14 protein-coding genes are annotated in these 14,541 nt (G+C 47.9%); 8 read left to right on the top strand and 6 right to left on the bottom strand.

The annotated features are described in order from the left end of the window. The first annotated feature begins 64 nt into the window (after positions 1-64). Entirely contained in the window at positions 65-1,882 is a 1,818-nt protein-coding gene (locus FGB90_RS04265) for a S8 family peptidase (protein WP_138809308.1), read from the top strand. A 60-nt stretch (positions 1,883-1,942) separates the two neighbouring features. On the opposite strand, the gene FGB90_RS04260 is transcribed toward FGB90_RS04265, so the two are convergent. From FGB90_RS04260 to FGB90_RS04250, 4 genes are all read right to left on the bottom strand, one after another. Further along, complete coding sequence (locus FGB90_RS04260) at positions 1,943-2,107, bottom strand: aspartyl-phosphate phosphatase Spo0E family protein (RefSeq protein ID WP_171051696.1); 165 nt, start codon at positions 2,105-2,107, stop codon at positions 1,943-1,945. A 107-nt stretch (positions 2,108-2,214) separates the two neighbouring features. Further along, entirely contained in the window at positions 2,215-2,361 is a 147-nt protein-coding gene (locus tag FGB90_RS19575; protein ID WP_171051695.1) for a hypothetical protein, read from the bottom strand. Positions 2,362-2,774: 413 nt separating this feature from the next. After that, positions 2,775-2,990 (bottom strand): YppF family protein, encoded by a 216-nt coding sequence (gene yppF, locus FGB90_RS04255; RefSeq protein WP_138809306.1) that lies wholly within the window; start codon positions 2,988-2,990, stop codon positions 2,775-2,777. Positions 2,991-3,105: 115 nt separating this feature from the next. After that, positions 3,106-4,755, bottom strand: a complete 1,650-nt coding sequence (locus tag FGB90_RS04250; RefSeq protein ID WP_138809305.1) for a PucR family transcriptional regulator — start codon at positions 4,753-4,755, stop codon at positions 3,106-3,108. A 191-nt stretch (positions 4,756-4,946) separates the two neighbouring features. Between FGB90_RS04250 and FGB90_RS04245 the strand changes: the two genes are divergently transcribed. The 7 genes from FGB90_RS04245 to ablB all read left to right on the top strand — a co-directional run bounded on the left by FGB90_RS04245 (position 4,947) and on the right by ablB (position 12,779). Continuing rightward, positions 4,947-6,308, top strand: a complete 1,362-nt coding sequence (locus FGB90_RS04245; protein ID WP_138809304.1) for an aspartate aminotransferase family protein — start codon at positions 4,947-4,949, stop codon at positions 6,306-6,308. Positions 6,309-6,412: 104 nt separating this feature from the next. Continuing rightward, the gene (locus tag FGB90_RS04240) at positions 6,413-7,120 is read left to right on the top strand and encodes a CoA transferase subunit A (RefSeq protein ID WP_138809303.1); all 708 of its coding nucleotides are present in this window, start codon (positions 6,413-6,415) and stop codon (positions 7,118-7,120) included. Beyond that, positions 7,099-7,773, top strand: coding sequence for a 3-oxoacid CoA-transferase subunit B (locus FGB90_RS04235; RefSeq protein WP_138809302.1), 675 nt, complete (start codon positions 7,099-7,101; stop codon positions 7,771-7,773). The genes FGB90_RS04240 and FGB90_RS04235 overlap by 22 nt, the downstream gene beginning before the upstream one ends. Beyond that, the gene (locus tag FGB90_RS04230) at positions 7,770-9,053 is read left to right on the top strand and encodes a peptidase (protein WP_138809301.1); all 1,284 of its coding nucleotides are present in this window, start codon (positions 7,770-7,772) and stop codon (positions 9,051-9,053) included. Before FGB90_RS04235 ends, FGB90_RS04230 begins: the two co-directional genes overlap by 4 nt. Next, positions 9,050-10,402, top strand: coding sequence for a 4-aminobutyrate--2-oxoglutarate transaminase (gene gabT, locus FGB90_RS04225; RefSeq protein WP_138809300.1), 1,353 nt, complete (start codon positions 9,050-9,052; stop codon positions 10,400-10,402). The genes FGB90_RS04230 and gabT overlap by 4 nt, the downstream gene beginning before the upstream one ends. A gap of 3 nt (positions 10,403-10,405) precedes the next feature. Beyond that, entirely contained in the window at positions 10,406-11,836 is a 1,431-nt protein-coding gene (locus tag FGB90_RS04220; protein WP_138809299.1) for an aldehyde dehydrogenase family protein, read from the top strand. Positions 11,837-11,981: 145 nt separating this feature from the next. Next, positions 11,982-12,779 carry a putative beta-lysine N-acetyltransferase gene (gene ablB, locus FGB90_RS04215; RefSeq protein ID WP_171051694.1) on the top strand — a complete coding sequence of 266 codons (798 nt, stop codon included), beginning with the start codon at positions 11,982-11,984 and terminating at the stop codon, positions 12,777-12,779. Between the two features lie 59 nt (positions 12,780-12,838). On the opposite strand, the gene FGB90_RS04210 is transcribed toward ablB, so the two are convergent. Then, on the bottom strand, positions 12,839-13,117 hold the full coding sequence (locus FGB90_RS04210; RefSeq protein ID WP_246056048.1) for a YokU family protein: 279 nt from the start codon (positions 13,115-13,117) through the stop codon (positions 12,839-12,841). Positions 13,118-13,133: 16 nt separating this feature from the next. Continuing rightward, positions 13,134-14,540, bottom strand: a complete 1,407-nt coding sequence (kamA, locus tag FGB90_RS04205; RefSeq protein ID WP_138809296.1) for a lysine 2,3-aminomutase — start codon at positions 14,538-14,540, stop codon at positions 13,134-13,136. Between the last annotated feature and the right edge of the window lies 1 nt (position 14,541).

Genomic DNA, 14,541 nt, shown 5'->3' with positions numbered 1-14,541 from the left:
TATATTTCATGAGCTTTCAGCACATTATAAGAACGTTAAAAATATACAGCTGGAGGCAAACAGAATGAGACGTATAATTCGATTATCCGCGTTTTTTTCCCTGGCACTGCTTGCTGTGCTCGCAGTCTGGTTCTTTTCTGATCATCAGGAACAGGATCTTGCAGGACAGCGCTCGGAGCTGCAGGGTCAGATGGATGAAATTTTTGCTGAGGACGTTACGTATACCGTGAGCATGTTCCTTGATAAGATGGAGGATCAGCTGATTGAGTGGGCTGCCCATAATGAAAAAGAAAGTGATCTCTCTGCTCTTGAGCGGGATATTTATGAACATCCTCACTACGAGGGATTTGCCCTCGTTTACGGGAACGGGGACGTAACTAAAGTGGGGAAGGTTACCGACAACCCGCAGGAAAAGCTGAAAAAGGAAAAGAAAGAAGGCGTCTGGATTTCCGATCCCTTCATTGAAAAAGGAACCGAAAAACTTCTGATGGGGACAAAAGACGGCGACGTCTGGTGTATTGGTGAGATGGATCTTTCGTTTGTCAGTTCTTTTATTAATGAACTCGCGCTCATTACAGATGACAATGGCCAGTTTTTTATCGGATCCGGAAACCTCGGAGTTAATTTTGATCCAAGTGAAGCAGAATACCCTTACGTTAAAAAAACAGTTCCGGGTATTGACTGGGAAGTCTTTGTACACAGCGACCCTGAAGTGAAAGAAAAAGACCCTTATAAAGAAGGGGAGGTTGTTGTTCGTCTTAAGGAAGGAGTCGACGCCAGGGAGTGGGGCAGGGAGAGGGGACTGCATCTTCTCGACCAGGATGGTCAGGACTGTGTGTACAGGGATTCTGCCCGCACAACTGACCGGATACTGGGGGACCTTTCCAGAGACGGGGAGGTATATTTCATTGAGCCGAATTTCAAGGTCGAGAAGCAGACAACCTATCACCAAAAACGTTCTTCTTCTGCCCTTAAGGAGAAGCCGAGCGTGATTGAGCCCCAGGAGCAGCAGGCCGGGGAGCCGAATGATGAGCTGTATGATCCGTACCAGTGGAATCTGGAGCAGATTACCGCTTCAGAAGGCTGGGACATTTCTTCCGGAAGCGAGGAGATTACCATCGCCATCATAGACAGCGGTGTTGATCCCGAGCATCCGGACCTTGAGGCCAGAATTGCAGACGGCTATAACGCATTTGAGGATAATGGTCACTTTTACGACGAAAATGGCCACGGCACTCACGTGGCAGGAGTAGCAGCTGCGGTTACGAACAATGTGGAAGGTATAGCGGGTGTTTCCTGGAACAATCCGATTCTGGCTGTTAAAGCTCTTGATGCCAACGCAGAAGGAAACGCTTTTTCCATTGCAGAAGCGATCCGCTGGTCTGTTGATAACGGGGCACGGGTCATTAACCTGAGCCTTGGTGATACCAACGATTCACAGGTGATGAGAGATGCAGTCCGGTATGCCTATGAACAGGATGTAGTTATGATTGCAGCAAGCGGAAATGAAAATGTGGCAACGCCTATGTATCCGGCTGCCTATCCTGAAGTACTTACTGTTGCAGCACTTGACCATGAAGGGAACCGGGCGGTGTTTTCAAACTTTGGTGAACATGTGGATGTTTCCGCTCCGGGAGAACATATTCCAAGTACCTACGTGAATAATGAATACGTAGCCATGAGTGGAACCTCTATGGCTTCGCCCCACGTTGCAGGTCTGGCGGGTCTGATTCTCAGTATAAATCCTGACCTGTCCAATGAGGAAGTGTACGATATTATCAGAAACTCGTGCGATGATATCGGGCAAAATGGTTTTGATGCCTATACCGGACATGGAGTGATCAACGTAGCCAACGCCCTGTCGATGACAGCAGGTGAGTAGAAAAAAATAAAAATGCGCCGGGCAGAGCCGGCGCATTTTTTATTTTAAAATCACTCCCGATCAGACGCAGGAGGCGGTGCTGTATCGGGTACGCTGATACCTGATAATCAGTTCGTCCAGTTCCTTGGAACAAAGCAGTGTTTCTGCTGCGTTGAAACCGCAGTTTTCAGCAGTCAGCAGCAGCTCTTTTCTTTTTTCCTCTATATGCTGCACATGGTTAAACACAGTTTTCACTCCGTTCTGTTTTTTTAATGCTCTTATTATCCTTCATACGACGGCACTTGCAAACCCATTCGAAAAAACTAGTCACAAGAGTCTCTATTTCGACACCCTTAATATTCCATTTCCTCTTCATCCTTTGGATGATGCGGATAATCATCCTGAATATACATCTGGTAATGCAGCTTTTGATCGGGCTTTTGCCTTTTTGAAGGACGCTGTTCATTTTTTTTCGGGTTCTTATTGGTTTCCCGTGACACAGGCTTCACCCCCTGGAAAAAATTTATTTGCCGTTTAACTATACGTTTCCCAAGGAAAGTGTATATACTCCTACCGCAATACAGTCACAGTATGGTTTTTAAAAAGAAGGCTCTGTTAAATCTTAATGTTGATTTTAAAAAAGTTGATTGGAGCGAACGCGCGACACTCCTGCGGGAAAAGCAAAGAACATCTGCTTCACGAGTATGCTGTGATCTGCTTCGACGCAGACACTTCGAAGCGATACTGGAAGAGAAAGAAGCACGCTAACATCTGTGCAGGCTGCAGTGGTGCCCGCGGAAAGGGAGCGCAGTGAGCGAAAATCAACAACGAACTTTAACAGAGCCAAAAAGAAAAAGCATCCAGGGGTATAGCCCCCCGGATCCCATTAAAAGAGAGTTAAATACTGTTTTTTTCAGGAAGGAATACCGAGCAGATTTTTTTCAAGTGCAGGGCAATAAGGCTTTTCTGCTCCCCGCTGTTCAAGTTCTCCGAGGAGAAGTCTGTAGCAGCGGATATCAACTTTCTGCATGATGTAAAGGGAAGTCAGGAAATCTGCCAGGTCGTCCGATGAAAAGGGCGGCTGGCCCGCGTTTGTACAGTACTGTCCAATCAGCTGTTTAAGTGTCATAAACAACGCCTCCTTTGTACATTCACCTGTAGTGTAGCACAGATAAAAGCGTTTTCTTTCTGTTTTAATTTTCAATCTTCAGACAGGAAATGACAATTTATACAGTGATTTTGTCTTAGTAACGTGAAGTATGACAGAATCTGTATGCCATGAGGGCAAGCTGAAGGTTCAGACGATCCTGGGCATGGTGCATGGATAAGCCTGTTTTCCTTTCGATCTGCTGAAGGCGGTATTTCAGCGTATGCCGGTGAATAAACAGCATGGAAGCAGTCTGCTGAATGTGACAGTTCTGGGAAAGGTAGGTTTCCAGCGTCAATAGAAGATCCGTTCTATGCCGTTCACCTGATGTAAGATCCCCGAGATACTGCCGATAGTAGTCTTCAAGCTCAAGGCCTGAAGCTTCCAGCTGAATGAGAAGATGATAAAACCCAAGCTCGTCAAAGTGTACGATCTCAGGCTTGTTCATAAGCAGACCGGAATAGGTAATGGCATGTTCCGCCTGTGTTCCGCTCTCGGACAGGCGGGTAATGTCTTCATACGTCCTTCCGATTCCAATTGCGAGAGAACTGTTTTCACGGGAAGCCCAATGGGTATGGATTTGTTTACAAATGTCCTTGAGCAAATGCTTCTCGTCTGCCGTTTCGTTTTTTTTCACTTCAACAAGGGCAGCGAGAGCATTTGTTTTAGGAAGAAGAAGAAACTGTATACCGGCTTTCCGAAGCTGTGCGGACACAATATAGTACAGATGTTTACCCCAGTCTTTCTGCTCCACAGTGCGTGGAGACCCCTGGACTTTTACATGAATCACAGCCTGTCTTCCGGAAAGGTCAAAGCCCAGGCGCAGAGCCCTCCGGGTGGCTGTATGAACATCCAGATTCTCTTTTCTGAGTATTTCCTCCAGAAGCTCTCCCTGAAGCCTCACCCGGGTTTCCTCGATCGCATGTTTTTTGACGAACTCGATCCCAATGAGAGTGGATACATGCTCCAGAATTACTTCGTCCATTTCGGAGGAATGGTTCTTCTCATGAATCATCAGAAGGTAACCATAAATAAATTCTCCGCTTTTAACCGGTGTGAGAAAACTGGGGAAACCATGCCATGTATAACGAAGAAAAGGATCGTCCTTCGTCTTCTCGCTGATGGTCATAAACTCCCTGAGGTTAAATGGTTCTTCCCTGAAAAAAACGGTATTGCTGCTGACCCGTACGTCTGAATGGCGGACATTTGATGCAGATAGACTGTACATCTCATCGAATACAAACATGCTTGAGCTGGTAAGTTCACTTAATTTTTCAAGGACGTGCTGAAGTCCTTCATTACCGAGAGCAAGTTTCGTCATTTCCTTATGGATGGAAAGTGACGCTTCCAGGAGCCGGATCTGACGATTGGCAAGCTGTTCGAGAATCGCTTTGGTTACTGCCGAAAAGTTAATGGAAGTCGGGATTTCAATCAGGGGAAGGCCGGCCTGCTCAGCTGCCAGGCTCACCTCCCCGGGTACTTCCTTTATGTAAAATCCAGTGTAAAGGGCAATGCCGGCAAGTTTGCCGGTTTCTATTAAGTGCAGAAGCCGCTTTTTATATTCACTGCCCGTGTCGAGACCATACCCCGTGGTAATCAGAAATTCCCCTTCCTGAAAGCGGGTGATATCCTCAATTAGTTCCACTGTTGTCACCCATTTAATCGGGTTGTTTAAACCAGCTTTTCCTGCAATCAGCTTTGTCTGATTCATTACCGGTAGTTCCATCGCCTCTTTGATTGTCAGCATCAGGGTCCCACCTCTCACAGTTATACATAATGTATAAAAAAGAATGCAGATGTTGCTGTATAAATACCAATATTCATTTTCTCACCAATCGAATAGAATGGTTATAGAGAGGCGCTTTAAATAAAGTGTATGATTAAAATTCTGATTTTTCAAACAATAAATGCGACATAACGGAACGAGGAGGGGTGCAGTTGAATAAAAGCTGGCTGATTAAACCCTTTTTGAACGATGAGTATCCTCAGGCTGCATATGGAAAAGGCATATACCTTTATGATACCGAGGGAAACGAGTATCTTGACGGATCCTCAGGTGCCGTAACTGCCGGCATTGGCCATGGTGTTCTCGAGATAGCCGATGTCATGAAAGAGCAGGCGGAAAAAGTATCGTTTGTTTACCGTTCGCAGTTCACGAATGAACCGGCAGAGAAACTGGCAGCGAAATTGAAGGAATGGGCACCTGGTGATGTTAACTGGTCCTTTTTTGTAAACAGCGGTTCCGAAGCAGCGGAAACAGCATTGAAAGTAGCCATTCAATACTGGCAGGAAAAAGGAAAGAAGACGAAAACCAAAGTTCTGTCAAGATGGATGAGTTACCACGGTATTACGCTTGGTGCCCTCTCTATGTCCGGTCATCTCGGCCGCAGAGAACGGTTTTCAACGCTTCTGGAAGACTTTCCGGTTCTTGAGCCGCCATACTGTTACCGCTGTCCGTTTAACAGAACTTTTCCGGAATGCAGTCTTCACTGTGCAAGTGAGCTTGAAACGGCTATCCGCAGGGTCGGCGCTGAAAACATTGCAGCATTTATTGCTGAGCCGGTAATCGGGGCAGCAGGTGCTGCAATTGTTCCCCCTGATGGCTATTATCAAGCTGTCATGGATATTTGCCGGAGGAACGATATCCTTTTTATAGCGGATGAAGTTATGAGCGGGATCGGCAGGTGCGGTTCGAGGTTCGCCATTGAACACTGGGGTGTAACACCGGATATTATCGTTCTGGGAAAAGGCCTTGGTGCAGGTTATGCTCCGATAGCCGCAGCAATGATCAGCGACAGGGTAATGGAGCCGATCTTTAAAGGATCCGGACTTATTATGAGCGGGCACACATACAGTGCCAATCCGCAGTCTGCGGCGGTGGCACTCGAAGTTCTCGAGTACATGGAGGTGCATAAGCTCGTGGAGAAGGCAAAGGAGAATGGCGTGTACATGAAAGAGCGGCTCAGGGAACTTCAGCAGAAATATCCTATTATTGGAGATGTAAGAGGAAGGGGAATGCTTACCGGCGTCGAATTTGTTTCCAATATATTTAATAAACTGCCTTTTTCCAGAGAGGTTCATGTGTCCCGGACGATTATCGACAGAGCTATGAAAAACGGTCTGATCGTATACCCGGCTTCTGCAGGAGCGGACGGTCTTAACGGAGACGCCGTCATAATTGCTCCTCCTCTTGTCATAAAAAAAGAGGAGATTGATAAGCTTGCTGCAATTTTTGAAGCCACTGTAAAGGAAGTTCAGGATGAATTACAGCTTCTCGGTTTTTTCAGTTCAGTAGGGTGAATTCCAGTCACACTAAAGCATCACATCAGCTCTTTGGTTACGTGCGAAGGCCGGTTGAGGCTAATCGCCTCTGCGGCCTATTTTCAGGGCAGGAGGAGTATAACATGGCAAGCAGAGTTAAGCCTGTTGATAAACTGATGACCGTTGACGATGCACTCGATTTGATCGCGGATTGTAAATCAGTGATGTTTGGAGGGTTTGGAGGAGTCGGGAATCCTCCGACCCTCATTGACGGTATGCTGAAACGGGGTATTGCCGATCTGACACTTATCGGAAATGATGCAGGCTTTCCCGAAATCGGTGTAGGAAAGCTGATTACAGCCAGACGTGTTAAAAAGCTGATTGCCTCCCACATCGGTTCGAATCCGGAAGCCGGCCGTCAGATGACAAGCGGGGAGCTTGAAGTTGAATTTTCTCCACAGGGCACGCTTGCCGAAAGAATCAGAGCAGGGGGCGTCGGTCTCGGGGGAGTGCTGGTGGATACGGGACTTGATAACAGTGACGTTACAAAGGGTAAAAAGATAATTTCCTTAAAAGGGCAGTCCTATCTTCTGGAGACAGCACTTACTGCGGATGTTGCCATTGTGTATGCGAAAAAAGCCGATCAGTATGGGAACGCTGTCTACGATACAAGTGCAAGAAATACAAACCCCCTTGTTGCCATGGCAGGCACAATGACGATTATTGAGGCAGAGGAAATCGTGGAAACCGGCGCACTTAACCCTGAAGAAGTGGTTACACCGGGAGTTTTTGTCAATGGTGTTGTTCAAAGTGAAGGGGTGAACTGGAGATGGGTATGGGAAAGGAAATAAGATATCAGATGGCGAGAAGGGCAGCCCGGGAAATAACCCCTGGAATGGTTGTTAATCTGGGAATCGGGATCCCCACACTTGTAGCTGATTACGTACCGGAAACTGTTCCGGTTATGTTCCATGCCGAAAATGGTGTGCTTGGAACGGGGCCAAGCCCGGCAGCAGGAAAGGAAAATCCTCACCTCTGCAATGCCGGCGGTTTTCCCATTACTGTTGCCAGAGGTGCTTCCTATTTTGACAGCGCAACAGCTTTTGCTGTTATCCGCCGTGGAAAGCTTGATATGACAATTATGGGAGCCCTTCAGGTCAGTGAAAGCGGAGATTTGGCAAACTGGATTGTACCGGGCAAAAGAGTACCCGGGATGGGTGGCGCAATTGAGCTGGCCGAAAAGGCCGGGAAAGTTGTGATTCTCATGAACCACACCGACAAGGAGGGGAACCCGAAAATTCTCCGGAATTGTTCACTGCCTCTTACGGCAGCCGGCTGTGTAAATATGGTGATTACGGATATGGCTGTCATAGAAATCAGCCCCCGGGGGCTGATCTTAAAGGAGGTTTTTCCTCCCTTCACAATTGAGGATGTTAGAGAAAAAACGGAGCCCGATCTGATTACGGAATATACAGTCATTGCTCCACAGGAGGGGAAGCTGTGAAACAGAAAAACAAAGAGGTCTGCCGATGGATTGCCGGGGCAAGGGAGGATGCCGTTCGTTTTCTGCAGAGCATGATTCGTGAACCATCGACGCAGATGAATGAGGCAGGCATTCAGGCTATGGTTGCAGGAAAACTGGAGGAACTGGGCTTTGCGGTGGATGTGTGGGAACCGGGTGGAGAGAGCCTGCTTAACCATGCTGATTTTATCAGTCCACGGGCTTCTTTCAGGGGGAGCCCCAATGTTGCAGGAGTGAAAAAAGGAAGAGGAGGGGGGCGTTCTCTCGTTTTAAACGGTCATGTGGATGTTGTACCTGAAGGTGACTTAAAGGACTGGACGTGTGATCCTTACGGCGGTGAGTATAAGAACGGCAAGGTCTATGGCAGAGGAGCAACTGATATGAAAGGCGGCAGTTCGGCTCTGCTTCTCGCAGTCGAGGCTCTGAAGGAATGCGGTGTAGAACTGAAAGGTGATCTGATTTTTCACAGCGTGATTGAAGAAGAAAGTGGCGGAGCGGGCACACTTGCTGCCATCGTAAAAGGTTATACTGGTGATGCAGCGCTGATCCCGGAACCGACCGGAATGAAGATTTTCCCAAAGCAGCAGGGCTCTGTCTGGTTCCGCCTGCACGTAAAAGGAAGGTCAGCTCACGGAGGAACAAGGTACGAAGGAGTCAGTGCCATCGAAAAATCCAAACGAGTTCTGGATGTTCTCAGTCAACTTGAGAGAAAGCGGAATGAACGGATATCAGATCCCCTGTTTGACTCGATTCCGATCCCTGTCCCTATTAATGTAGGAGTAATCGAAGGAGGGGAATGGCCGTCTTCGGTGCCTGATCTCGTCAGGATTGAAGGTCGTTTCGGTATTGCTCCGGATGAAAATATAAATGAAGCAAAAAGAGAATTCGTGGAGGCAGTCGCAGCGCTTGGCATGGAGGACGGGTGGTTTGCAGCCCATCCTGTTGAAGTGGAATGGTTCGGGGCCCGCTGGCTTCCGGGCTCAGTGGACACAGAGCATCCTCTTCTTGGTATCCTTGAAAATCATTTTACGGAAGTTATGGGTGAACGGCCTGCTGTAGAAGCTTCTCCATGGGGGACGGACGGCGGTCTGCTGACAGCAGCCGGTCAGACACCGACTGTCGTTTTTGGTCCGGGTGTTACCAGTATGGCTCACTATGCAGATGAATACATTGAAGTTGATAAAGTGATTTCGTGCGCACAGATCATTGCTTTGACCATCATGGACTGGTGCGGCCGGTCCGAGGAGGAGGACAAAGAGTGAAGAGAAACTATCACCTGCAGACGAGTATACCGGGGCCTAAATCCAGGGAACTGATTGAACGGAGAAACAGGAATATTCCCAAGGGACCATTTAATACAGCCATGTCCTTTGCATCATCTGCTGAAGGGGCCGTCATTACAGACGTTGACGGCAACCGGTTTATTGACTTTGCCGGGGCAATCGGATCATTAAATGCCGGACACTGCCCGCCATCGGTTACAGAAGCCGTGAAAAATCAGCTGGACCGCTATATTCATCCGTGTTTTCACGTTATGATGTATGAGCCGTATGTGGCACTGGCAGAGAAACTGAACGACATTACACCGGGAGAACACCATAAAAAGACTTTTTTTCTGAACAGCGGGGCTGAAGCTGTGGAAAATGCGGTAAAACTTGCCCGGAAGTATACAGGAAGAAAAGCTGTCGTATCTTTTGAACGGGGATTTCACGGCCGGACTTATATGGCCATGAGCCTGACGAGCAAAGTAAAACCCTACAAATATGAATTTGGCCCGTTTGTGGGGGAAACGTATAAACTTCCTTTTCCCTATTATTACAGAAAACCTGACGGCATGACAGACAGGGAGCTGGATCACTGGTGTCTGAACCGCCTGGAGACGTTCTTTCTTTCAGAAGTATCGTGGGATGAAACCGCTGCTGTGATCATGGAGCCGATCCAGGGGGAGGGGGGCTTTGTAAATCCCGGCAGGGAATTTGTAAAAGGTGTGAAGGACATCTGCGAAAAGTATGGAATAGTGTTTATAGCAGACGAAGTCCAGACCGGTTTCGGCAGAACAGGGGAGATGTTTGCCTGTGATTATTTCGGCATCGTACCCGATGTAATGACGATGTCCAAATCAATTGCAGCAGGATTCCCGATCAGTGCCGTCACAGGCAGGGCGGAAATTATGGATTCTGCAGGAGCAGGGGAAATTGGCGGAACCTATGGAGGCAGCCCCCTCGGATGTACAGCGGCACTGGAAGTGATCAGGCTTATGGAAGAATCCCGCCTGCCACAGAGAGCGCGTCAGATCGGTGAAAAGGTAACGAAACGTTTTCTTGAGTGGCAGGATCGTTTTGAGGAAGTGGGAGACGTCCGTGGAATCGGAGCCATGACTGCGATCGAACTGGTCACAGACAGAAACTCCAAAACCCCGGATAAGCCTCTTACACAGCGGATTATCCAGGGATGTATTGAAAACGGTCTGCTAATCATGGGAGCCGGTCTCTACGGCAATGTACTGAGAATTCTTTCTCCTCTCGTAATCACGGACGACGAACTTGAAGAAGGTCTGACGATCATGGAAAATGTCATGACTCAGCACTGCACGTACCGAAAAAAGGAGTGAACTATGTTGCAGAAGAAACTATTTATTGGCGGGGAATGGCAGGAGCCTGAAAAAACTCAGGCTCTCCTGTCCCCTTATGATGGTGAAAAACTGGCTGATATACCACTTGCTACGGAGGAAGAAGCGGACAGGGCGATCGCTGCCGCCTACCATGCCAGGAAAGAAATGCGGAGACTCCCTGCACACCAGCGTGCGGAAATTCTATACAATGTCTCCCGTCTCATTGAAGAAAATCGGGAGGAAGCGGCGCGTCTTATAGCCATGGAAGCGGCTAAACCGCTTCAGACAGCCAGGACGGAAGTAGCAAGAAGCATTATGACGTATAAATTTGCAAGTGAAGAAGCGAGAAGGCTTCCGAGCGAGATGATTAATATGGACGCCGCCCCTGGAGGTGAAGGGCGTATTGCCTATGCGGTAAGGGAACCGGCTGGAGTGGCCGCAGCCATTACCCCGTTCAATTTTCCTATGAATCTTGTTGCACATAAACTCGGGCCGGCAGTGGCCAGCGGTAACCCGGTAGTACTGAAACCTGCCTCACAGACACCTTTAAGTGCATTTTTCGTCGCTGAACAGTTTGAGAAGGCAGGTCTTCCAAAAGGTGCCCTGAACGTAATTACCGGTAAGGGAAGTGTCATCGGGGACAAGCTCGTAACTGACGACCGGATCAGTGTAGTTACTTTCACAGGCAGTCCGGAAGTTGGGATCGGTCTGAAAAACAAAGCCGGCCTTAAGAAAATGACGCTGGAACTCGGTTCAAACAGTGCCGTGATAATTGATAAGGGAACTGATATTAACGCGATTGCAGACCGGCTTGTGCTTGGGGCCTTCGCCTATCAGGGACAGGTCTGTATCAGTCTCCAGCGGATTTACGCACACGAATCCATTAAGGATGAAGTGATTCGTGCCATGAAGGAAAAAGCAGGAAGCCTTGTGTACGGTCACCCTCTCGATGAGGCAACAGACGTATCTGCCCTCATCAGTGAAGATGACTGCGACAGGATCATGGAGTGGATCGGTGAAGCGGAAAGTAAAGGCGCCTCTATTCATCTTGGCGGTGAAAGGAAAGGGAACATTGTCACGCCTACAATCCTTTCCGACGTATCACACGATGCTTCGGTGTCGTGCAGGGAGGTATTCGGTCCGGTTGTACACGTAAACGGGTTCACTGACTGGCAGGAGGCAGTTGACCTCGTTAACGATTCGGATTTCGGACTGCAGGCAGGCGTTTTTACCAACGATATGAACAAGGCGTTTCATGCATCCGAGCAAATTGAGGCAGGCGGTGTTCTGATTAACGACATTCCTACGTTCCGAGTTGATCATATGCCCTATGGCGGAGTGAAAAACAGCGGGTACGGCCGGGAAGGAATTAAATACGCAATCAGTGAAATGACTGAGATGAAGCTCGTTTCCTTCCGAAAAGGAGAGTATTAGGCCTGAAGCGGAATAAAACAAAATTCGTTCCGCAGAGAATTTGAAGAATTCATGTCAACCATCAGGATGGACCGTCATAAAAAACATGCGAATATTCTGTTTTTAAACGATCGTTTAAAAAAGAGTCGGAGGAGGGGAAATGTCAATGAAGAAGAGCTGGGAAGAGGACCGGAAAAACGACCGGCTTGTAGCCTATCTTCCGGACCTTACAGATACGGATCTGAAAAAACTTGAAGATGATCTGAACAGCCATAACAGGGGGAAATGGATTATTTACACAATGAACGCAGACGAACCGGGTCTTTTAAATCTTGGATTCAGGCAGGAAGCGGTTTCGGCAGGTTTTTTTAATGGCAGGAAAGCGTTCATCTACACCATGTATGGTAAAAAGGAGCGTGGTCAGTCCGAAACATCTGATGAAAACAGTGCAGTTCTCAGGAGGGTGGCAGAGGACCGTAAAACCGTTCAGGCGGATCCTGTGCCGCCCTACCCTGTTACGATTGCAGAAACCAGCGACCTGGATTCACTTGCTGCACTGTACAGGAATGTTTTCCCCCGTTACCCCACTGACATTTTCAGCGCGGATGCACTGAAAAAAGCGATCAGCAGCAATTATACGTTTGCTGTAATGAAAAACAATAATGGAGTCGTTATTGGGGCTGCTTCTGCTATGGAGACCGGATATGGGAGTGCAGAAATCACTGACTGTGCGGTGGATCCGGCATACAGAGGGAAAATGCTTCTTCATTTCATTGTGAAGGTGCTGGAAAGAGAGTGTAAACAAAAGGGAATTACAACCGTTTTTTCAATAACAAGGGCAAAGAGCACCGGAATGAACATGACCGTAGGGCGGCTCGGCTATACATACGAGGGGACGCTGATCAATAACTGTATCATTTCGAGCGGGTTTGAGGACATGAACATCTGGACGAAGTCACTGTAAACGGCGAATAGTAAAATAAAGAGCCCTGTGAGTCTGTCTGACTCACGGGGCTCCTGTAGTTACCGGTCAAAATTAAAGTAGTTTCTTTTCAGAAATCGCGGCTGATCCATTAGAGTTTTATATGAAAATACCATACCCAGCTTATTTGTATCGATGAGCATAAACTGGTCCTCAATATCGTTGATTTTTTCTTCTTCAATGTAGATCATCCCACAGTCATGGCATTTGATTGAGGGAACCTGTGTAATTTCCACGGCTCGGCTGCCATCAGGCAGTTCCCAGTATGCTGATTCAAGACTGTTTACTGCTGCATCGGACTTACACCAGTTACATATCACAAGCTGCACCCCCTGATCATGCTTCCTCCTGTTTGCCTTTTTTATCTTCATACATTTTCTGTTCTTTTAAATATTTCCGCTCTTTCATCTGATCCCGCTTTTCCCGCTGATCTTTCAGCGTGCGGTGATCCCCTTTTTCTTCATAGGACTTCCGGCGGTTCAGCCTCTCAAGTCCTTCAGGAACGATCGCACTCTGATCGTCATTCATAAGAGCTGATACTCCGGTACGTTTCCCCGGTTTATTGTAGTGCTGGAAAAAGTATTCTTCGGCGGTGTCCGGCTTGTAGTTCTTCGGTTCCGGATAGGTGGTAATAACGCCCTCAAAGTTTCTCAGTACGACTTTGTCGTGGCTCTGGGAGATCATATAATTTGGCTGAAGGGTGATCTTTCCGCCTCCTCCGGGGGCATCAACTACAAAAGCAGGCACGGCATAACCGGAGGTATGGCCTCTTAGGCCTTCAATGATCTCCAGGCCTTTGGATACAGGAGCCCGGAAATGGCCGATTCCTTCACTCAGGTCACACTGATAAATGTAGTAAGGGCGTACACGGATTTTCACGAGATCGTGCATGAGTTTTTTCATAATACCTACGCTGTCATTGATTCCCGCAAGTATAACCGCCTGGTTACCGACCGGGACTCCTGCGTCTGCAAGCATTTCGCACGCTTTCTTTGACTCCTCTGTAATTTCAAGGCTGGTGTTAAAGTGTGTATTCAGCCATACTGGATGATATTTCTTAAGAATATTACAGAGGTTCTCGGTAATACGCTGCGGAAATACAACCGGTGCCCGTGTACCGATACGGATAATTTCCACATGGTCGATCTCCCGGAGGTTTTTCAGCACGTATTCAAGGATCTGATCATTAATGAGCAGTCCATCTCCGCCTGAAATTAGAACGTCCCTGACAGCAGGGTTTGAAGCAATGTAGGCAATTGCCCCGTCGAGCTGTTTTTTCGGCACTCCCATGCCGATCTGTCCTGAAAAGCGGCGACGTGTACAGTAGCGGCAGTACATGGAGCACTGGTTTGTAACAAGAAACAGAACGCGGTCCGGGTAACGATGGGTAAGACCGGGCACCGGGGAATCATCATCTTCCGACAGAGGATCTTCGAGATCATATTTTGTTTTCTCGATTTCCTTTGAAATCGGTACACTCTGCATTCGGATTGGACATCTCGGATCGTCCGGGTTCATCAGTGACGCATAGTATGGCGTAATGTTCAGGGGGATGGTTTTTGTGGATATTTTCACCCCGGCTTCTTCTTCAGGAGTCAGGTTAATAACTTTTTTCAAGTCATCGAGCGTCCGGATTGTGTTCGTCAGCTGCCAGATCCAGTCGTTCCACTTTTCCTCAGGCACATCTTTCCACAGTTCAATGTCCTGCCAGTGACGTGCCGGTTTGTAAAGGTCCATTTTCATC

This window comes from Alteribacter natronophilus (assembly GCF_006007885.1).
In the GTDB taxonomy this organism is placed as follows: Bacteria; Bacillota; Bacilli; order Bacillales; family Salisediminibacteriaceae; genus Alteribacter; species Alteribacter natronophilus.
The sequence above is the reverse complement of the archived record's forward strand: the minus strand, read 5'-3'. Positions and strand labels throughout refer to the sequence as shown.